This window comes from Cyclobacterium xiamenense (assembly GCF_042140265.1).
Classification (GTDB): Bacteria; Bacteroidota; Bacteroidia; order Cytophagales; family Cyclobacteriaceae; genus Cyclobacterium; species Cyclobacterium xiamenense_A.
On sequence record NZ_CP159481.1, the window covers coordinates 4,679,157 to 4,700,084 of the forward strand.

Genomic DNA, 20,928 nt, shown 5'->3' on the forward strand with positions numbered 1-20,928 from the left:
TCGCGGTTGGAACCGGAATTCCCGTGGAAGCTACTTCGTTTCCTCCTGCCGCAGGTAGCTTTCCATCAGGGCCAAATAGCCGGCTTGTTCCCTTCGGCTTTTCGGTGATGGATTCAACCCCAGAACTTTGGCGCGTACATTCGCTCGCAGGCATTTAAAATACGTAAAAAGGGGAGCATCCCGGTGTGGATCCAGGATGGGGATTCGCGCCAGGTAGCTTTCCAAAAACAAGTCAGCGAGGCGATCCTGTCCAAAGCGTTCCAAATCCATGCATAAAAAAGCCACCTCGTACAAGAGATCGATGGTTCGCATACGTTTGCTGAACTCTATGCAATCAAATATTACCGGATGCTCGGTCAGAAAAACGTTACCGGCATGCAAATCTCCATGAAGGTCCCGCACCCAGCCCAATTCCGCTCGTTCTGCCAGGCGCTGCTGGTGCGCTTCTAAAAACGCATCGCTCCAGCGCACAGCCGCCTGGAGAAATTTTCGATGCTCGGTGGTATACCGAATGGAAGGGTTTAACACATCTGCGAAAAGCGCTTTTGCTTCGCCCAGGTCGAAGGGAATCCGTTCGGCGGGTTGCCTGCGGTGAAAGAGGGCCACTTTTTCGGCAAGCTTTTTTACCTGCAAATCCGTCACCTTTCCTTCCGCCAGCAGCTTATCCATCCGGCGGGCTTCGGGCAGGCGTTTCATGACAACGGCATATTCCTGCACCGTTCCCCTTTTTCCGTCCATGTACCACTGGCCGTCCAGGTGAGTAATCGGACAACAGCGATCGTAAATGGCGGAAAAGCGGCTATTCAAACGGACCTCCTCCATGCAATAATGGGCCCGTGAAGCCAGTGTGGAATAATCCAAAAAAGACAATTTGAGGGGCTTTTTCAGCTTAAATACCCATTTACCGGTGAGTATGATCCAGGAAATATGGGTCTCTATCAGCTGCCCCTCCATGCGACGGCCATTGTAGAATCCTTCCCTGGCAACTTGTTGGACTTCCTCAGTTTTCATGGGCTTGGTTCAGGTATTCCCGTGCTTTATTGATCATGGCATCAATCTGCCCATCCTCCGAGTAAATGGTTAGATGGGGCTGATCGATGGGGTCAAAATTCGCCTTCAATTTTTGGTGAACGGCAAAATCCGCCTCACTTTCCTCCCTGCCTTTGGACAGGCGCCTTTTTACCACTGCTTCCGTTGCCGTCACCTGAATGCAAGCGAGCAGTTGCTGGTACTTTTCTGAAATTCTTGCAAAAGCCAGGCGATTAGCGCGGTGCTGAAAGGTGGCATCCACCACTACAGCGTCTCCACGAGACAAGGCCAGTTCGACACTTTTCTCCAAAGCAGCGTAAACACGCTGACGGTCCGCTGGGGCATATTTCCCTCTGAGATTCATTTCGATACGCATCGCGTCGCTACTCAGGTAAACCATTCGGACTTCTTTTGCCAGTCTTCTGGCAAAAAAACTCTTGCCCGATCCGGGTAGTCCCATGACCAATACCACCATCTTGCAAAGGTAATGAAATAGGCAAAGGATGCCTACTCTTTCCCCCCCAAGTTATCGGCAAGGCCTTGCACCTGCTGCCAGATATCCGATGCTACCGGGACACCGAGTGCCAGGTTTTCTTTCCTTCGTTCCAGCGATTTTTCTCCCGGGAAGCTAACTTCCCGGCCCTCAAATACCGCGGATCGCTTTAAATCCTCCACGATACGAGCTATACTGCCTTCAAGTTCCTCCCGTACTATTCCCAAGGTTTCTACATGAAAACAAAGAAAAAATTGAGAAATCCCGTATTCCTCCCTTTGTGCACTGATTTCATGGCTGGCTTTCCCCTGAGATAATCCCGATGCAAGCAAGTCCAACATCAGCGATAGACCAGCTCCCTTCCAAAGCCCTGCCGGGAGGGCCAGTTGCCGGGCCACTACCTCCACGGGATCCCGCGTGAGCGCTCCCCTGCCATCAAACCCAGCCGGATGGGGCAGCTCTTTGTTCTCCCGCTCGAATATACTCATTTTGCCATAGGAATACTGCGTCATCGCCATGTCCAATACGATGGCTTCTGATCCATAAGGTACTGCCAGTACCAAGGGGTTGTTGCCTAATTTCGGCTCGCTGCCACCCCAGGCTGGCATGTTGGGGATGGTATTGGTAAAACAAATGCCGATACATCCGGACTTAGCCGCCTGCCAACCGTAATTCCCCGCCCGCATCCAATGGTTGGTATTCTTAAGGGCGATGCAACCTATCCCATGTTTCGCTGCCAGGTCGATGGCCCTGCTCATCGCCAAATGGGCGTTGTACATTCCAGGACCCTGATTGCCATTCCAACGTTCCATGACGGGCAGGGAAAACTCCGTTACCGGCTCTGCATCCGGATTTACCAGCCCTTTTTTCACCTGATTTAAAAAGGATGGAAAACGATTCAACCCATGTGAAGCCACCCCGTCTAAACTGGATTTAGCAAAAAGTTCGGCACATAAGGCTGCTTTTCTGGCAGAAAAACCTGTCTTCCTGAGTACTTCTTCCAGGGTCGATTTCAATTGCTTGTAGGGGATCCGTTTTGTTGTATCCATGGGTACATCCGGTTAATTTTTGCTTTCCAAGGTACTAAAGGCAGCTTTCCAAAACCAAATTAACCAGGCAATAATCCGGCCGTTAGGGAAAACTACCGCGACCTATGTACACAAATACGACAATTCGTGTACAGATTTATTCCGGATTATTTACTTTTGTATCCGACCAAAGCCGATCCACCTGTATGAAAGCAATCCGCTGTGAACGACCCGGTTTATTTCAACAACACGAAGTAGCTGTACCGAAGCCGGGAAAAAAGGAGGTACTGATTCAGGTAAAACAGGTCGGGATATGCGGAACGGATTTGCATGCGTTCGCAGGGAATCAAGCGTTTTTCTCCTATCCCAGAATCCTGGGGCATGAGATTGCTGCCAGGGTTAGCCAGTCCAACGATTCAAACCTGGAGGAGGGCAGCCCAGTGGTGGTGATACCCTACCTACACTGCGGCAAATGCGGTGCCTGCAGCGTGGGTAAAACCAATTGTTGCGAGCGTTTGCAAGTGCTGGGTGTGCATACCGATGGCGCCATGCAGGAATTTCTGGCCATTCGGGATTCCCTGCTTATTCCGACTCCCCGGCTTTCCTGGGCAGAAATGGCCATGGTAGAACCGCTTTCCGTGGCCGCACACGCAGTAAACCGGGCGCGGATCAAACCGGGTGACCGGATACTGGTAATGGGATGTGGTCCAATCGGCCTGGCTTTACTGGTTTATGCCAAACTTTCCGGAGCAGAGGTAACGGCCATGGATTTAAACGAGGAACGGCTAGCCACGGCCGCGGCTTTCTTTTCTGCCGACCACCTGATACACGTTAAAAAAGACGAACCCGCGAGGTATCCGGAAACGAATGCCTACCAGGTAGTATTCGACGCTACCGGCAACAAACAGGCCATGGAATCCGGGCCAGACTTCGTATGCCACGGCGGCACCTATGTACTGGTTGGGCTTTACAAAGCCGATTTATGTTTTCCACATCCTGCCATGCATGCAAAGGAACTGACGCTGCTTTGTAGCAGAAATGCCACCAAAGATGATTTTCTATTTGTCATCGAAAGCTTGGAAAACAAGCGGTTTCCCGTGAGCCCCTACCACACGCATACCCTTTCCTTCGATGAAGTACCTGAAAAATTTGAGACGTTGACACGGCCTGCAAACCAGGTGATCAAAGCCATGGTTGATTTCCCGAAGGCAGATCGCTGAAGGGATAAATAAGGCACCAATTTTGGATTGGTTTTTGTAAACTACTGTATCCATTATGGAATCAATCATTAAATCCAGCTTTATGCACGCTTTCTTGCTTTCTTTTCTGATTTTGGGCGTTTGCTGCCTACCCTTCCGGCTAATTGGCCAGTCAGGAAGTCAATACAACATACTCAAAACCAACAATGCGTACGTAATTAAGACCGACGCCATCGATTACACCCGGATCAATACCGAGCGGTTGAGTTTGGATTGTTCCTCCACCTCCTTGAGCCAGGAATTGAATTTCGACAAGATCGCGTCTTATTTTGACGACGAGTCCAAAACGATCTTTCGAAATATAAAAATCCAAGCTAGGGTATACGTCGACATTTTCGGAGAGATCAGGGACTTATACTTTATCTGTGACAACGACCCTGAGAAGCACGGAGTGGATTTTGCTAGATTGGAAAAAGCCATCCGACGTAGAATGAAGGTAGAAGAGAACAAAGACTGCCTGCCAAAGTTTGAGGAGCAGTACGTTTCCTGGTACATACCTTTGTACCAGTTTTAGGCGCCTCAATCAAAAAAAGATGGTGCCAGTAAATAAAAAAAGCCCGGATAAATTATCCGGGCTTTCTGTGTGTGGAAACATCGTTAATTTATTTCAAAAACAACATTTCCCTGTATTTGGTCAAAGGCCACGACTCGTCGTCTACCAGCAGTTCGAGCTTATCGACGGCGTACCGGATCTTATCAAAGAAGGCATCTTTTACGTCGGAACTGTAAAGCTTCGCTTTTTCGGAGATATCTTCCACCTTGTTTACGCGCTTCCTGGCTTCGATCATGTTGCTAACGTTGGACTTCAAGGATTCAATGTGTTTTGAAATTTCCTCGATGGTCTCAATAGCCGCCCGATGATCCAGTCCTAGCCCTTTCAAGCCGTTGGCATTGACAATGAGCTTGTTTTGGTAAAGGATAGCGGTAGGTATGATATGGTTGAGCGCCAGGTCACCCATTACGCGGGATTCGATCTGCACCTTCATCACGTAATTTTCGAGTCGGATTTCATGGCGGGCATGCAACTCCTTCTCATTCAGTACGTTGTGTCGCTTATAGAGATCGGCTACTTGCTTGGATAGCAAGATGTCCAGGGCTTCTGCAGTACTTTTCAGGTTGGACAACCCTCGCTTTTCGGCTTCTTTTTCCCAGGCCTCAGAGTACCCGTCCCCTTCAAACCTTACTTTTTTACTCTCTTTGATGTATTTCCTCAGTACATCCACGATGGCAATTTTCTTTTCCTTACCGGCGTCGATCTCTTTGTCGATGTCTTTCTTCATTTCTTTCAGAACATCGGCGACGATCACATTCAGCGCGGTCATTGGACCGGCCGGATTGGCGCTCGATCCGACAGCACGGAATTCAAATTTGTTTCCGGTAAAAGCAAAAGGAGACGTTCGGTTACGATCGGTATTGTCCAATATGATTTCCGGGATTTTGGAAATTCCCAGTTTCATGTACATATTATCGCCTTTCTCGATCTTTATGTTTCCGTTTTTCTCCAATTCATCCAGAATTCCTGTAAGGGTGGATCCCAGGAAAACGGAGATAATGGCAGGAGGCGCCTCGTTGGCTCCCAATCGGAAGTTGTTTCCGGCAGAAGCGATACTTGCGCGCAGCAAGTCGGCATTTTTGTAAACGGCCTTTAATGTTGCCACCAGGAAGCAAAGGAACTGCAAGTTTTCGCGGGCGGAATTACTTGGCTGGAAAAGGTTGACACCGGTATCGGTGATGAGCGACCAGTTGTTGTGCTTACCGCTTCCGTTCAGTCCTGCAAAGGGCTTTTCGTGGAACAAAACCTTCAGTCCATGCTTCTCGGCCACTTTTTCCATCACGTCCATCAGGAGCAGGTTATGGTCGGTGGCCTTGTTAATGTCTTCGAACAAAGGAGCTACTTCAAATTGTCCCGGGGCGACTTCATTGTGTCGGGTAGAAACCGGAATGCCCAATTTCAGCGCTTCGATTTCAAAATCTTTCATGTACTCCTTCACTCGAGAGGGAATGGAGCCGAAGTAATGATCGTCCAACTGCTGCCCTCTGGCGGGGTTGTGACCAAAAACAGTCCTTCCAGCCATTACCAGGTCGGGACGGGTGGCATACAGGGCCCGGTCGATGACAAAGTATTCCTGCTCCACGCCCAGCGACGGATTCACTTTCTTTACATTCCGATCAAAATATTGGCAAATATCAACGGCAGCGTTATTGATCGCTTCGGTTGATCTGATGAGAGGGGTCTTAAAATCCAGGGCTTCGCCTGTAAAAGAAACAAAAATAGTTGGAATACAAAGTGTCTGATCGAAAATAAAGATGGGGGAACTGGGATCCCATGCGGTATACCCACGGGCTTCGAAGGTTGTCCGGATTCCTCCACTAGGGAATGAAGAAGCATCCGGTTCCTGCTGCACGAGTGCACTTCCCTTGAATTTTTCCATACCGGAGAGGGCGTCGAAGAAGGTATCGTGCTTTTCTGCGGTCGACCCGGTCAAGGGCTGAAACCAGTGTGTGTAATGGGTAGCACCTTTGGAAAGTGCCCAACTTTTGACAGCGGTAGCAACCTCATCGGCGGTAGACATGTCGATTTTGGTGCCTTTTTCAATAGCCGTGCTGACTTTTTTAAACACAGGGGTTGCCAGGGTTTCCTGCATTTCTTTTAAGCCAAACACCTGCGAACCGAAGTAGTCGGAGATCTTTAAGGAAGGGGCAACCGCAGCCACCTTTGGCCTGCCCTGAACCTTCATTAATGCTTTTTGTCTTAGTGTTGCCATTGTTAGAGTTTATGGTTTAAAAACTACGTACAAATGTAGAAAAATAAATGAATGTTTACTATAAATGGTGAAAATTAGAGGACTGATACGCAATATTTACACTTTTGGCAACGAGATACGAGCAAATATCCATCAAATCGGTGCAAAAAAATGCATTGAATGAGATTTTTTACAAAAATGGAAAACTCAATTCAATTCACTAAATTTGCACCGAACGAAAAAAATACCATCGGTTTGAAAAAAGTTGCATTTTATACTCTCGGCTGTAAACTGAACTACGCAGAAACGTCTACGATCAGCCGAATGTTTGAGCAAAAGGGTTACCAAAAGGTGTCCTTTGACGACCGTCCGGATATTTTTATCATTAATACTTGTTCGGTTACCGAAAATGCGGACAAAAAATGTAAAAAACTGGTTCGGGAGGCAAAAAAGATCTCTCCCAATGGTTTCGTAGCGATCATTGGCTGCTATGCACAGCTAAAACCGAAGGAAATCTCAGAGATTTCCGGAGTGGATGCCGTTTTGGGAGCGGCCGAAAAATTCCGCCTGCTGGAATTGTTGGATGATTTTTCGGTGCAGCAGGAGGCTCGGGTCTTTGCCTCCGGTATACAAGAGGCACAGGCATTCCACCAGGCTTTCAGCATACACGACCGAACCCGCACGTTTCTAAAAGTACAAGACGGATGCAATTATGGTTGTGCGTTTTGTACCATCCCCCTGGCACGTGGAAAAAGCCGGAGCGAGCAAATTGAAAACCTGCTCGAATCGGCCCGACAGATTGCAACCACGGAGGTAAAGGAGGTAGTACTTACCGGAGTAAATATCGGTGATTTTGGCATACAAGACGGAAAACGAAAAGAGCAATTCATCGACCTGATCCGGGCACTCGACCAAGTCAACGGCATCGATCGATTTCGCATTTCCTCCATAGAGCCCAATCTTCTGACCAACGAGGCCATTTCTTTCGTTGCCCAATCGGAACGATTTGTACCCCATTTTCACATTCCCCTGCAATCGGGAAGCAATTTTCTGCTTCGCAAAATGGGGCGTAGGTATCTCCGGGAACTGTACCAGGATCGGGTAGAAAAAATCAAAACCCTCATGCCCCATTGTGGCATTGGAGCGGACGTAATCGTCGGTTTTCCAGGGGAGACGGAGGAACATTTCCTGGAGACCTATGACTTTCTAAAAGACCTGCCCGTCTCCTACCTGCACGTGTTTGCCTATTCGGAGCGGGCCAATACCCGGGCAGCCCAAATGGAGGAAGTGGTCCCTATAAAGGTCCGAAACCAACGGTCCAAAATGCTACGAATTCTTTCCGAAAAGAAAAAACGTGCGTTCTATGAGGAAAATCTGGGAAAAACCTTCCAGGTGCTTTTCGAAGACGATATTGAGGATGGAAAGATGCATGGGTTTACCGAAAATTACATTCGCGTCCGGGCAAAATACGATCCCGTATTGATCAATGAGATTAAAACCGTCACCTTGACCGAGATCAATGATAAAGGAACGGTAGAGGTTTGGGAGCCAGAGCAAGAGATTCCGGTACACGGCTAATCCACTCCCCTTTTGCTGCCCGTTCTACCGGCGGTCAGGATAATTGCAGATTTTATCCCTTTTCTACTGGGAGATTAAGCAATATCGCTTAAATTGGTTCAATTATATCGTTGATTGATTGATTCTATATTTGCCATGGTAGCTTCCCGATATTGGTTTTATTGTACGCTTGCTTTCGTAATTACCGGCGCTTCCCTTTCTTCCGCCCAACAACCCACAGCATCTCAAAGCGACCCTTACGGTCCCTTTTTACTATCGGAGGACGGTAGCTGGTGCTGGTTTCAAGACGAGCGCGCCTTACTGATCGAGGACAAGGTCATTTTTACAGGTGTCACCTCGGCGGGACACAATACGGTGACCGAATGGGATTTATCGACAAAACAAACCACAACGCAGGTATTGACGGAAGGCACGCTTCCCCCCGATGACCACAACGTGGCTGCACTCATGTTACGCCCCGATGGAAAAATACTTACCACCTATTCCGGGCATAGCATTGACAGCCTGGTCCGGTACCGAAGTACCAATCGTCCCTTCGATATACGCTCCTGGGAGGAGGAATCCGTGGTGGCAACCAACGGTCGGGTTTGCTACTCCAACCTGTATTACCTGGAGGACGAAGACCTAACCTACAATTTTTTTCGGGGCAATGAAAACAACCCGCACTACCTGGTATCAAAAGACTATGGGGACAGTTGGGAATTCGGCGGACGCCTGTTTGAGTTTGCCGGAAGATCCTACCTCAAATACGTGTCGGACGGAAAAAGCCGGATCCACTTTATTACCACCGATGGGCACCCACGCCATTTCAACAACAACATTTACCACGGATACCTGGAAAACGGAAACGCTTACCGTTCTGACGGCACACTGGTGAGACCCTTGAGCACGAATGAAAAAAGTTCCTTACAGCCTTCTGACTTTACCCTGGTATACGATGGCGACTTACAGACACGCACGGATGTGGCCTGGACCAGCGATATTCAGCTGGATGAACGAGGAATGCCTTTTTTCGTCTTTTCCGTCACCAAAGATCCAATCACCCGAGGAGAAACCCGAAACACCTCACTGGGAGGATTTGACCACCGCTACCATTATGCAGAATGGAATGGCCGGGAATGGATCGCCGCCGAAGTGGCTCACGCGGGAAGCAGGCTCTACCCGGGTGAAAACGAATACACTGGGCTAATCACCCTGCACCCAAGGAATGCTTCGGTATTTTACTTCTCCTCCGACGTACATCCGGTAAGCGGAGAGCCCCTTCTGGTAAACGGTGAACGGCGGTACGAAATCTTTCGTGCGGAGCGAAGGGAAGCCGGCGAGCCCTGGTATTTCAGCCCCATCACTTTCGGATCCTCCGAGGACAATATTCGCCCGATCGTCCTTGCTGACTCAGAAAAGGAAGTGGTACTTTGGCTTTCAGGCAGGTACACGACCTACCGGGATTATCAATTGAAGGTATACGGAAAAATCCTTCCCAACCCCGAAACTACTCCTGCTCCCCAGCAGAAGAAAATCACTTTTCTGATTAGCAAAGACCCGGACAACTACGAAGCGGATCTAACCATCCCCTACTTTTCGATGAAGCTGGCGAAAGAAAACGGGTATCAAACCGAAGTCATTCTGGGAGAAGGGGAGCGAACGGCTTTTCACCTGCCCGATTTGGAGCGCATTCAGGACAGCGATTTGCTGGTTTTTTTTCTACGCAGGGTGGCCCTCTCTCCGGAGCAACTTGGCTTGATACGAAACCACCTGCAGGCCGGTAAACCGGTCCTGGGAATCCGAACAGCAAACCATGCCTTTTCGGTGCGGGAGGAAACCGCACCTGGCTACGAAGACTGGTGGGCGTTCGTGCCTGAGGTATTGGGACATGAAAACATGGGTTATGGACCCGCCACTGTCAAAACCACCGTAGCCTTCGCTAAAAAACCGGGAAAACGCCTGCTGGAAGGTTTGAAAGCCCAGCCGTGGACGAGTGATGGTAACCTGTACCTGATCGGCAATAGCCTGGACCCAAAAGCAAACATCCTTCTGAACGGGAACTCTTCCGGACAATCAAACGCCATTGCCTACACACGAAAATACGGAAAAAGCCGGGTGTTCTACACCTCGCTCGGCTATCCCACAGACTTTACCCATCCACAATTCCTACACCTTTTGAAAAACGCCATCCGTTGGACACTTGATTAAGCCGGTTTCGCTCCAAAGCATCGACACATGAATCCACAATCCTTTCTTCCCGTTCCGCCAATACTACTTCTCGGCCTGGTATTTTTCCTTACCGGAGCCGTTATTTCTGTCTACGGACAAAACGTTTCCGTGTGGAAAACCGGAACGGATAAATTTCAAATTACCCCGAAAGCCCCCCTTTGGATGGCCGGTTATGCCCACCGCGATAAACCCGCTCAAGGGAAATACAGCGAACTTTGGGTTAAAGTACTCGCTTTCGAAGATCCGGAGGGAAACCGATCCGTCCTGCTAACATCCGACCTTCTCGGATTTCCAAAAAAAATGTCGGAAACAATTCGAACCGCCATTCTCCAAAAGTACGGCCTCAGCAAATCTCAAGTGATACTAAATAGTTCCCACACCCATTCCGGGCCGGTTTTGGCAGCTGCCCTGTTCGACATCTATCCGCTAAACATGCAGCAGCGGGCTCAGGTAGAGGCCTACAGCAAACAATTGGAGGCGGATATTGTCGAAAGTGTGGGAAGGGCTCTGCAGCACATGCAAGCCTCCCGCATCTATTCCGGAAACGGTACGGCCCGATTTCAGGTAAACCGTCGGAATAACAAGGAAAGCGATATCCACTTGCTGACCGAGTTAAAAGGCCCGATCGATCATTCGGTACCCGTGATTAAAGTGACCGATTTGGAGGGCCGGGTTAGGGCCATTGCCTTTGGGTATGCCTGCCACCCTACCGTCTTGAGCAGCTATTTTTGGTCCGCAGATTTTCCAGGCTACGCGCAGGAAGAATTGGAAAAAAACCATCCGGGTGCCTTGGCGCTGTTTTTTCAAGGGGCTGCTGGGGATCAAAATCCGCTACCCAGGCGAACCTTGCCCCTCGCAAAACAATATGGGAAAGAACTGGCTGCAGCCGTGGAACGGGTATTGGAAGAAGAAATGAATGCTTTGGAGCCGACGTTACGGCATGCCTACCAGGAAATTGATCTGCCATTGAACGATCCCATGAGCCGTGAACGGCTGGAGAAAATGGTGCATACCGAAACCGGATACATGAAGCAGTGGGCCGAGCGAATGCTCGTTGAGCAAGACCAGGGAATTATCCCCCCTTCTACCTATCCCTATCCGATTCAAATCTGGGCATTGGGCGGACAGCTACTATTCTCCATGGGAGGTGAGGCGACGATCGGGTACACCAACCGACTCAAAGCACGCTTCGGTGTCGATGCCTTCGTGCTCTCCTACAGCAACGATGTGATGGCTTACATTCCCACAGAAACCGTCCTCCGGGAAGGAGGATACGAGGGCTATTCTTCCCAAATGGTGTACGGTCTGCCCAATACCTGGAAAGCCGGGCTGGAGGAACAAATTCTGGCCTCATTTGACCGATTGGCACAAAAAATTGATCTGGCAGCAAGCCCGAATAATCCTTAAACAAAAACGGTACCTCTCTATGTTACAACGAACCAAAATCCCCCTGCTTTTCCTCCTCTATTACCTGATATTCCCGGGAATCCCTCCAACCATGGCCCAGGCAGACGGTTACGAGGTCTTATTTGATGGAAAATCCATGGAAAAATGGCGAGGAAAGCAATCGCTGGGTTTTCCTGAAAAAGGATGGAAAATCGCAGATGGCATGCTTTTTCTGGAATCATCCGGCGGAGGAGACATCCTGACCAAAGAAAAATTCGGTGACTTTGAACTGGTTTTTGAATTCAAACTAACGGAAGGCGCCAATAGTGGGATCAAGTATTTTGTGGATACCCTGTTTAAGGAAACCACGGGAAAAATGATGGTAAATGGCCCGGAATACCAGATCATTGACGATTTCAATTATCCGGGCATCAAAGAAGACCCCAATGGACTTAGCTCTACTGCTGCGGCTTACCTGTTTTACCCACTAAAAAACAAAACCCTTCACCCCCACGGAGAATGGAATTCGGGTAAAATTGTGGCAAAAGGTAAAAAGGTATCGCATTGGCTAAATGGCAAAAAAGTGGTCAGCTACAAGCGGGGAAGCAACGATTTTCTCGATAAAAAGAGCAAAAACAAATTTAAGGACGACGCCCGCTACGGAGAGTTGGAAGAGGGACACATACTCCTAACAGACCATGGAGATAAGGTGTACTTTCGTAACATAAAAATCAAAAGATTGTAATAAGAGCCGGCAGATTTTTACTCCTTTCAAGAGGATTGAAGCCGGTGCAGTAACATGCTTCCAGTAGCTACTCCCCAGAAGTATTTTCCGCCGTATCCGTAGGAAAAAATCCCTACGGATACGGGAAGGAAAGGCGGTGCTGCTCGGAGGTTTATTTATATTCTTCCAACATCAAGTTGAGCCGTTCGTCCATGTACCGATCAATCTTGGAACCGCGGGTCAATTCCCAGTAGCTTTGATCTCTCAGTACCAATACCTGGGTGGCAACGATCCAACTTTGAGTCCAACCGGTCAGGGTACCCCAGGCACCCCAACCCACATCCGCATTGGACGCCCAGTATTCCCAGCGATCGTAATCAAACGCGCGGAACCAGGCTCCGTCCAGATCCTCAAACCGTTCGCTTTTTACTTGTACCCGGGTAAGGAAGTCCGACAACTTTTCCACTGCTTCGTGGTACCGCGGATTTCCCGTAGCATGGGCAGCCTCGTTCAAACTAAAAAAGGCAAAATTAATGGTATATAACATATCGGCTATGGGGTCACCGTTTTCGAAAATCAGCGGCGCCTCGTGCAGCCCATAGGCCTCATTTGATTTCGTACGGCCGTACCTTCCTTTGTCATTACCACCCAATTCTTCCCGTATGGCCCCGCTTTCGACCTGATTTTCGAGTAGTTTGCTCACCACCCGATCCAACCAGGCCCGATGTTCCGGACGGTCCTCGATGCGGACCAACCAGGCCAGCGGTAAAATCATACGGGCCCGCTCCTGTTGGATGCCATTCGTCCAAAGCCAGTCCTCCGGATAGGCATCCATGGTGATTTTGATGGCAGTTTTTGCCTTTTGCAGAAGTGGTTCGTAGCCGGTTTTATCGTATAACCAAAGGTACAAGGCCCACATCCAGGATTCAAAGTGGGGCGCAGGATTAACGATGTCGCGGTTCCAGAAATGTTTCCAGCCAAACCGTTGCAAGTCCGGATTTTCAAGGCGGTTTTTACGAAACCCATTTTTACCAGTGGTTCGAAAATTTGCCAGAATGGCTTCGGTCATTTCCTGATTCCATGTTTCCCGTTCCATAAAGGCCATGGCACCTAAAATTCCCAGGATCGCCCGGGCGTTATCGTCCCCGTAGTACACGTGGGGATGGGTATGGGACCATCCAATGAGCCCAAAGGCCGCCGAGTCCGGCTCGTTTCTAGGGCCGCTGCGCAAGTTTTCCTGAAAAATAAAATCGATCAGGTTTTCGGCTCGGGAAAAGTGATTCGGTTCATTCAGCAGGCTACCAGCAGCGGCAAGAGCAAAGGCACCTTCTCCCTGTACGTCTGCCCGAATCCAATACCTGTATTGTTGGCTACCATCGTAATAGATGGTGGAGGAATGCCCCTCTAAAAGCCCTTCACTGCCATCACCTACCGGAAAATCGCGCGGGACTGGCGGCCCCACCGGGTTGGTGCCGTCCCCCTGGTACGTCAACCAACGCTCTTTCCAATCTTTGTGAATATAAAATTTCCCTTTCGTAAACCAGGTCACTCCTTTCGCTACGCTACTTTGCTTGTCTGCTTGCGTTACCTCCGCCTCTTCCTCAAAGGTCGGTTGCAGGTAGCGTGGCCAACTGGCAAAGGTTAAATCCCGGGTACCGGTTAGTTGTTCGATCAGATACGCCCAGACTTCCTGCCAGTGCGCTTGCGGCCCAAACCTGCCCTTGGCAAAGTCGGAGAGTTTGGTCAGAGCAATGTATCCGGCCTCACTTTTTACCAATAATGGATGAACGGGTACGCCAGACAAGCCATAGGGTGCAGTATCCAACCCGGCAACTTTTGCCAAAACCAGCAGGGGGTCGGTAGCCTCCGCAGGAATAAGGTGGCAATCATTGACTCCCAGTATGCGCATGGCCGGAAGCTGTTGACCAAAGTGGTTTCCAGCAACCACTGCCCGCTCCAGTCGGTTTTGCATCACTTTTCCATCCGGGATGAGGCCAGGTGCCCGCTGCGGAAATTCCACGTAGTACCGGATATCCTTTTCAACCATCTCCTCATAGAAATTGTCAGGAACCGATACCCTTTCCTCCGGATAGTGATCTGCCAGCACCAACAAGGTAGCAGCGATTGGAATTTCTTCCATTGCCGATTGGGCATCCGGAAAAAATTCAACCTGAAACCCCTCGGATGAAAGCCATATCACCAAGTCGTTTTCCGCGGAACCCACCACGTAAACGGTTTTTTTCGTGACAGTTGCGCAAGCCATAGCCGTTAGCAGCAACGCCAATATCCCCATTTTACACCTATCCATGCGTTGATTATTTTATCTGGACAAGATATGCGATAAGCTGCACTTCTGAAACCAGCACGGGCAAAAATCAATTGCATTATTCCTGGAAAAATTACAAAATATAAAGCATTGACCAACAATTATTTAGCCTTCTTGCAGAATTGTGGGCGCAGGTGTAGTGAAAAAGAACGAAAATTCTTAGATTTAAAAAAATATTCTTTAAATAATGTAAAATGCATTTCAAATTAATCGTTGCGTGGGTTTTTCTTTTTGCAGGCGGGAATGCAGCCTTGGCACGCGCTGAATTCGAAAAGGACTCCGTATTGCGTGAATCAACCGCGGAGGAAGCATCCTGGAGTATTCTCAACAAAGGCGCCGGAGGCAACAACTCCATGGATCTGCTGGCCAGGCTCGATCGGGACGTGCTGAGCGAAAATCCAGACATGGTCTTTATCATGGTGGGCATGCACGACATGATCAACCTGCATAAATTTCTGGATTATGGTACGTTCCGAAAGTCTTACCAGCAGCTCATCTCCCGGTTAAAAAAAGCCGGAATTGAGACCGTTTTGCTCAACCTCACACCGGTCGATACCAACGCCATTTCCAGTCGGTACGAACTGTCTTTTTTTGACTCCCCACCCCTTACAAAAATTCAAAAGGCAAACGCGATCATCGCGGAATTAGCCGATAAAAATGGATTAGCGCTAATTGATCTGTATCAGGAGTTCATCGAACGCAAGTCTCCACACCCGGGAAAAAGCTCGCTGATCATGAACGTGGCTAATTCCGGAATACCTGACGGGGTGCATCCCACCAGCGAAGGCAATCGAATCATTGCTGAGCAGATTTTTAACTTTTTGGTGGCCAAGGGAAAAATAACCGCCAAAAAACGAGTGGTGTTCTTTGGCGACAGCATCACCTTTGGTCAGGGAGTCGAGGGCAGCGGTACGAGCCGGGGCGAAACCTTTCCTGCCTATCTCAAAAAAATGATCCAATGGGACGAATTGGCTCCGTATTTCTCTATTCCGTACGAATACGAAGAGATGGTGGGGGATTATAGTGATCCCTTTGTTTTCAACGACGGCAGCAAGGTAGATGACCTGGCCGATTGGCAGGAACGGAGGAAAGAAATACGTAACAAATGGCACGGCATGATGGGGGAATGGCCGGCAATGATTACCAATCCATCCTTTGAGGTGCTGGAAACAGAAAACACGGAATACTATGTGCAGCGAAAAATTCGCTTCGAATGGGTTCCCGGGCAGATGACCGAAGGGTACTTGCTGCTGCCGTACGGAGCCAAAAACAACCCCGCGGTAGTAACGGTGTATTACGAACCGGAAACGGCCATCGGGCAGGGAAAACCAGACAGAGATTTCGCCAAACAGCTGGCAAAAAGAGGGTTTGTCACCCTGTCGCTGGGTACCTCGGAAACCACGCAGAATGAGACCTATTCCCTTTACTACCCACATATTGATAGCGCACGTGTGCAGCCGCTTTCCCTATTGGCGTACGCGGCCGGCAATGCCTGGCATTTGCTATCGAAAATGCCGGAAGTGGACGAAACGCGAATTGGCATCACCGGACACTCGTATGGAGGAAAATGGGCCATGTTTGCTTCCTGCCTTTTTGACAACTTCGCAGCTGCAGCCTGGTCGGATCCGGGAATAGTCTTCGAAGAAAACAAGCCGAACATCAACTACTGGGAACCTTGGTATCTGGGATACCACCCCAAGCCCTGGCGTGAACGTGGGATTCCCACGGAGGAAAATCCGGCAAAGGGCTTGTATCCCGAACTGCTGGAGGCCGGCATGAACCTGCACGAATTGCACGTTTTGATGGCTCCCCGACCATTTTTGGTGTCGGGTGGTTCGGAAGACCCGGAGGAGCGATGGATCCCACTGAAGTACAGCCTGCAGGCAAATGAAATGTACGAAGCCGAGAACCGGGTTGGCATGAGCAACCGTCCCCATCACGCGCCCACGCCGGAATCCAACGAAATCATTTATTCCTTTTTCGAGTATTACCTAATACCCTAGGACTCACTCAAAAATTGATTCAGGTGTTCGGCCACGAAGCGATCATCGGTTAACCAGGGGTAATCCTCGCAAACCCGGTTGATTTCTTCCAATTGTCCCGGAGAAAGCTTTTCTTCGGGATTGAGACACCAAATCCCCCGCAACAAGCCTTGCTTACGCAACACTTCGTGAATCCCCGATATGCAGCCCCTAAACTGATGACTGGGATCAAAAATGGCAGCATTCGCATCAGTGATCTGTACACCCAGTCTGAGCAGCTCTCCCATCCCTTTTCCTTCTCGATTCAGGCATTCCTTAATCGCCTTTAACAGACCTACGGCCGCGGATGTCCATACGGCCCAGTGCCCAAGCAAGCCGCCAACAACTCGTTTCGACACCTCTTGACCGTCTACCAAAAAGGAAAAGGTGGTCAGCAGATCGGCAACAATGTTATCATCGTTTCCAGTATACAATGCGATTTCTTCTGCCCGCCCGGATGCACATACCGCCCGAACCACGTCCAGTGTCTGGTACCGGTTAAAAGGAGCCATTTTGATGGCCTTTACGTTGGGGATTTGTGCAAAATCTTTCCAGAAATCATAACTCAACAACCGGCCTCCGGCTGAGGGCTGCAAGTAAAATCCGAAAAGTGGTATCGTCTCCGCTACCTTTTCGGCCCGCTTGATTAGTTCTTTCTCCTGCCAATCTCCCAATCCTCCGGCACTTAAAAGGCCCATCTCGTAGCCCAACTCCCTGGCCAAATACGCCTCTTGCAAGGCCTGATCGGTTCCTCCCACAATCCCTGCCACCGTAAGGAAAGGTCGATCCAATCTGCTCCGTTGCACTTCTTCCATCGCCATCTTCAAAACCGGCCGTAGCAAACCGTATTTTTTATCACGAATTTCAAACTGAGTGCTATGCACGCCAACCGCAATACCTCCTGCTCCGGAAGCAATGTAGTACCGGGTCAGGGCCCGCTGGTGGCGTTCGTCCAGTGATCGTTGAGCCGTTAGGGCCAAAGGATGTGCAGGAATTACAGTTCCTTCCTGCAGGTGTTTTTCTAGCAGTACATTCATTTGGTTACATTGATCATTAAAATTTTCCTTCTCGTTCCTGAAAATGGGTTGGTTTATCCAGCGTTGCCCCGCCGCTTAGAATCCAATCAGCCGTCATTTCAATCATTTCAAGCAGGGTAACACGAGGGTATCCAAAGGTTCGGTGGCAAAGAGACGCATTGTTGAGCAAGGCAAAAGGCTCCGGTTCATTCACAAACTGCGGGCGGGTATTCAGGAGTTCGCCAAATTTTTCGGCGACCTGTCGAATGCTGACGGTCTCCGGTCCGGTTACGTTTAATAGCCGCGGTGGACAGGTGGTATGCAGCAGGGATCGGATGGCTATTTCGTTGGCATCGCCTTGCCAGATCACATTCATGTGTCCGGTTCGCAAATCAATAGGGCTTCCATTCTGCACCATTTTTCCAATTTCCAGAAGGTTTCCATACCGCATGTCGATGGCGTAATTCAATCGGTATATGAGCATGGGGATCGAATACCGATGGCTGAAATACTGAAAAATCCGTTCGCGGCCCAGGCAGGATTGCGCGTAGTCTCCCAGCGGATCCGGAGCTGTATTTTCCGTTGCACCCCCAGAGGCATAATGCACAAATGGATAAACATTGCCGCTGGAAAAAACCACTATTCGTGAGTTCCTGAATTTCTCTGAAACCCTGCCAGGAAGGTAGGCATTCATTGCCCAGGTTGTAGAAGCGTCTGTGGAGGTGCCGAATTTTTTTCCTGCCATGAAAATCAGGTTTTCGGCAAGCGGCAAGGACTGTAAGGCCGCATCATCCAGTAAATCTGCCTGAATACACCGCACGCCGTCCTTTTCCAATTCGTGCTTCATCTGCTGATCCGAAAACCGAGACACGCCGATCACCTCCTTTTGGATACCGGCCTCCTGAATGGCACGAACCAACAGTCTTGCCAGACTGGGTCCCATCTTCCCTGCCACCCCCAGCAACAGGATATCGCCGTTAATTTTAGCAATATCCTTCACCAACTCAGGGGAAGGACTGCTCAGCTTTTCTTCAAGTTCTTTGATGGTATTCATGAATGTATTGGTTTCTGTTTTTAGCCCCTTCCTCAAGCCATGGCTGCAAAGCGCACGCAAAAACTGTCTGTTTTCGTCTTTTGAAAGGGTTTTTATTGAAAAAACAAGGCATAGGCGTTACTAATAGCCAGCGTAACTAATACCAACAAGCCAACGCCTCCCAGGATGAACGACCAGGTCTTATTCTTCAAGCTTCCCATTATTTTTTCGTCATTGCCGATCAGAAAGATTCCCAAACCGATGAAGGGCACGGCAAAAATGGTAATTCCCTGAGCAAAAACGATCAATTCCAACGGCAATCTGCCAAATATTAGCGCCACGGCTGCACCAATTACCACGATTAATGTGATCAGGAGTTTGACCGGAACACTATTCAGGTCCCTACCCATCGAAAGTGAATCCGCCAGCAAGGTGCCACCGATCGTGGCATTGCCCAATAGGGAAGAAAATGAAGCACCAAAAAGCCCAATCATGAATACCGTGAAGGAAAATTTTCCATACACCGGCTCCAGGGCCATGCCCATATCTGCGGCTGAAGCCACAGCAATTCCCTGGGGATACAAAATGGTGGCGGCACTCAGCAGAATTAGCGAAGAAATAAGGCCCAATACCACAATCCCAGTAAAACTCTCCCGCAAGGCATCCTCCTTCTGGGATTTCTTCCAGCCTTTTTCCTGAACGAGGTACGACTGGTAGAAGGCCCCCGCAATTGAAAAACTGGAAGCAACCAGGGCGATCACCAAAATAAACGAGCCCGAAGGGATTACCGGGACCAATCCGGAATAGACATCAGCGAGGGACGGAGGTGCCAAAACGAGGGTAAAGAAAAAGAAACCACCATAACGGCTACCATTAGAATCATTACCTTTTCAAGAATCCGATAAAACGATTTAAAAAAAAGCAATGAAATGGCCAGGAGCGAAATAAATACAATCCACACCGCATTCGACCTTCCCAATGATTCCGAAAGTGCCAGACCTGCGCCGACGGTATTTCCGGCCTGAAAGGAGGCTGTCACGAAGAAGATTCCCAATCCGGCAACCCAGGCAGCCAGATTGCCCCATTTTTTGCGAAATAATTCGATCAACGAGTCCGAAGAGGCAAGGCCAATCCGTGCCCCCATCCCGGTAAAGCTGATCATCAATACCACCGCTACCGCGATGACCCACAACAACTGAAATCCATATACCGCACCCAGTTTGGAAGTGATGGTCAGGCTTCCCGGTCCAAATACCAATGCGGCAGTTATCAGGCCTGGTCCCAGCGATCTAAACCAACGCGCTACCACCTTTTCACAGCAGGTTTTTTCGTCAAAAGAGAAGAATACATCCCCATGGGTTGATCAAAAATGTTTTCGGTTGAAAATTTCGGTAAGGATAATGGCATCGCGAGCGGAAGAGGTATTCTTTAGTAGTCTGGTGTATTTACTGGCTCCGGAAAATTCGTCGGCTACATCCACCACCTCGCCAAGAATTCTCTTCGAATCTGTAATATCTACCTGGTCGTCCAACTTCACCAAAGGCTGTTTGATGTCTTTGTAGGGATTTTTGTAGGCTCCTTCCGCCTCTTGCTGCTCGGCCAGGCGTTTAGATTCGTTTCGCTCTTCGACTTCGGTACGGGTGGGGACACTTTCTACAGCTGTCGGTTTGGCAGTACCTTCCAGGTCTCGTTCACGTTGTCCTTGTTCGTTTCTGATTTCCCTCAGTAAGTCTTCAAAGCTGGTCTTCTTTTGGGGAGGGCGATCCGATTCTTCCGGATCAACTTCCTTGTTTTCCGGCTTTTTCTGAATAAAGGACGTATAAATAAAATAAATAATGATGGCGATGATGTAAAATACCGTACCTGAATCCATAGGGTCTCGCTTACGTTGAGGGCTGAATGTACAAAATTTATTCGTTTCCTGGAACAATTATTTGATCGAATCCTGCCATCCAGCATCACCTCCCCTATTGATCCGCACCTACCGATCGAGGGGTATGGAAAACAAGATCCGTAGGCGCAACGGCCATTTGATAATTAAAGCAGGAGATCGAATGATTTTCGTCAGCTTTTCCACGAA

General features: G+C 49.2%; 15 protein-coding genes and 1 pseudogene. 7 read left to right on the top strand and 9 right to left on the bottom strand.

Annotation, left to right across the window (positions count from 1 at the left end; genetic code table 11):
- Positions 1–30 precede the first annotated feature (30 nt).
- The 3 genes from ABWH99_RS19000 to yiaK are packed head-to-tail and all read right to left on the bottom strand — an operon-like array spanning position 31 to position 2,571.
- Positions 31–1,011: a phosphotransferase gene (locus ABWH99_RS19000; protein ID WP_375583391.1), complete on the bottom strand. Its 981-nt coding sequence runs from the start codon at positions 1,009–1,011 to the stop codon at positions 31–33.
- Entirely contained in the window at positions 1,001–1,504 is a 504-nt protein-coding gene (locus ABWH99_RS19005) for an AAA family ATPase (protein ID WP_375583392.1), read from the bottom strand. Before ABWH99_RS19005 ends, ABWH99_RS19000 begins: the two co-directional genes overlap by 11 nt.
- A gap of 32 nt (positions 1,505–1,536) precedes the next feature.
- The gene (gene yiaK / locus ABWH99_RS19010; protein ID WP_375583393.1) at positions 1,537–2,571 is read right to left on the bottom strand and encodes a 3-dehydro-L-gulonate 2-dehydrogenase; all 1,035 of its coding nucleotides are present in this window, start codon (positions 2,569–2,571) and stop codon (positions 1,537–1,539) included.
- Between the two features lie 104 nt (positions 2,572–2,675).
- Between yiaK and ABWH99_RS19015 the strand changes: the two genes are divergently transcribed.
- Together ABWH99_RS19015 and ABWH99_RS19020 are read left to right on the top strand one after the other, a co-directional pair.
- Entirely contained in the window at positions 2,676–3,770 is a 1,095-nt protein-coding gene (locus tag ABWH99_RS19015; protein WP_375583394.1) for a zinc-binding alcohol dehydrogenase family protein, read from the top strand.
- Between the two features lie 55 nt (positions 3,771–3,825).
- Positions 3,826–4,323, top strand: a complete 498-nt coding sequence (locus ABWH99_RS19020; RefSeq protein ID WP_375583395.1) for a hypothetical protein — start codon at positions 3,826–3,828, stop codon at positions 4,321–4,323.
- 88 nt (positions 4,324–4,411) lie between these two features.
- On the opposite strand, the gene ABWH99_RS19025 is transcribed toward ABWH99_RS19020, so the two are convergent.
- Positions 4,412–6,574: a glutamine synthetase III gene (locus tag ABWH99_RS19025; protein WP_375583396.1), complete on the bottom strand. Its 2,163-nt coding sequence runs from the start codon at positions 6,572–6,574 to the stop codon at positions 4,412–4,414.
- 234 nt (positions 6,575–6,808) lie between these two features.
- Here ABWH99_RS19025 and mtaB point away from each other — a divergent pair, with 234 nt between their 5' ends.
- From mtaB to ABWH99_RS19045, 4 genes are all read left to right on the top strand, one after another.
- A complete protein-coding gene (gene mtaB / locus ABWH99_RS19030; RefSeq protein WP_375583397.1) occupies positions 6,809–8,131 on the top strand; it encodes a tRNA (N(6)-L-threonylcarbamoyladenosine(37)-C(2))-methylthiotransferase MtaB in 1,323 nt (440 codons plus the stop codon).
- Between the two features lie 114 nt (positions 8,132–8,245).
- The gene (locus ABWH99_RS19035; RefSeq protein ID WP_375583398.1) at positions 8,246–10,321 is read left to right on the top strand and encodes a BNR-4 repeat-containing protein; all 2,076 of its coding nucleotides are present in this window, start codon (positions 8,246–8,248) and stop codon (positions 10,319–10,321) included.
- Positions 10,322–10,348: 27 nt separating this feature from the next.
- Entirely contained in the window at positions 10,349–11,749 is a 1,401-nt protein-coding gene (locus ABWH99_RS19040) for a neutral/alkaline non-lysosomal ceramidase N-terminal domain-containing protein (protein ID WP_375583399.1), read from the top strand.
- Positions 11,750–11,768: 19 nt separating this feature from the next.
- Entirely contained in the window at positions 11,769–12,473 is a 705-nt protein-coding gene (locus ABWH99_RS19045) for a DUF1080 domain-containing protein (RefSeq protein ID WP_375583400.1), read from the top strand.
- A 151-nt stretch (positions 12,474–12,624) separates the two neighbouring features.
- Here ABWH99_RS19045 and ABWH99_RS19050 read toward each other — a convergent pair whose 3' ends face one another.
- Positions 12,625–14,760, bottom strand: a complete 2,136-nt coding sequence (locus ABWH99_RS19050; protein WP_375583401.1) for a hypothetical protein — start codon at positions 14,758–14,760, stop codon at positions 12,625–12,627.
- A 212-nt stretch (positions 14,761–14,972) separates the two neighbouring features.
- Between ABWH99_RS19050 and ABWH99_RS19055 the strand changes: the two genes are divergently transcribed.
- Positions 14,973–16,781, top strand: a complete 1,809-nt coding sequence (locus ABWH99_RS19055; protein ID WP_375583402.1) for a GDSL-type esterase/lipase family protein — start codon at positions 14,973–14,975, stop codon at positions 16,779–16,781.
- On the opposite strand, the gene ABWH99_RS19060 is transcribed toward ABWH99_RS19055, so the two are convergent.
- The 4 genes and pseudogenes from ABWH99_RS19060 to ABWH99_RS19075 all read right to left on the bottom strand — a co-directional run bounded on the left by ABWH99_RS19060 (position 16,778) and on the right by ABWH99_RS19075 (position 20,721).
- Complete coding sequence (locus tag ABWH99_RS19060; RefSeq protein ID WP_375583403.1) at positions 16,778–17,836, bottom strand: dihydrodipicolinate synthase family protein; 1,059 nt, start codon at positions 17,834–17,836, stop codon at positions 16,778–16,780. The two genes, ABWH99_RS19055 and ABWH99_RS19060, sit on opposite strands and share 4 nt — an antisense overlap.
- 16 nt (positions 17,837–17,852) lie before the next feature.
- Positions 17,853–18,869, bottom strand: a complete 1,017-nt coding sequence (locus ABWH99_RS19065; RefSeq protein ID WP_375583404.1) for an NAD-dependent epimerase/dehydratase family protein — start codon at positions 18,867–18,869, stop codon at positions 17,853–17,855.
- 92 nt (positions 18,870–18,961) lie between these two features.
- Positions 18,962–20,157 (bottom strand): annotated as a pseudogene (locus ABWH99_RS19070) (Nramp family divalent metal transporter).
- 54 nt (positions 20,158–20,211) lie between these two features.
- Positions 20,212–20,721, bottom strand: a complete 510-nt coding sequence (locus tag ABWH99_RS19075) for a hypothetical protein (protein WP_375583405.1) — start codon at positions 20,719–20,721, stop codon at positions 20,212–20,214.
- Between the last annotated feature and the right edge of the window lie 207 nt (positions 20,722–20,928).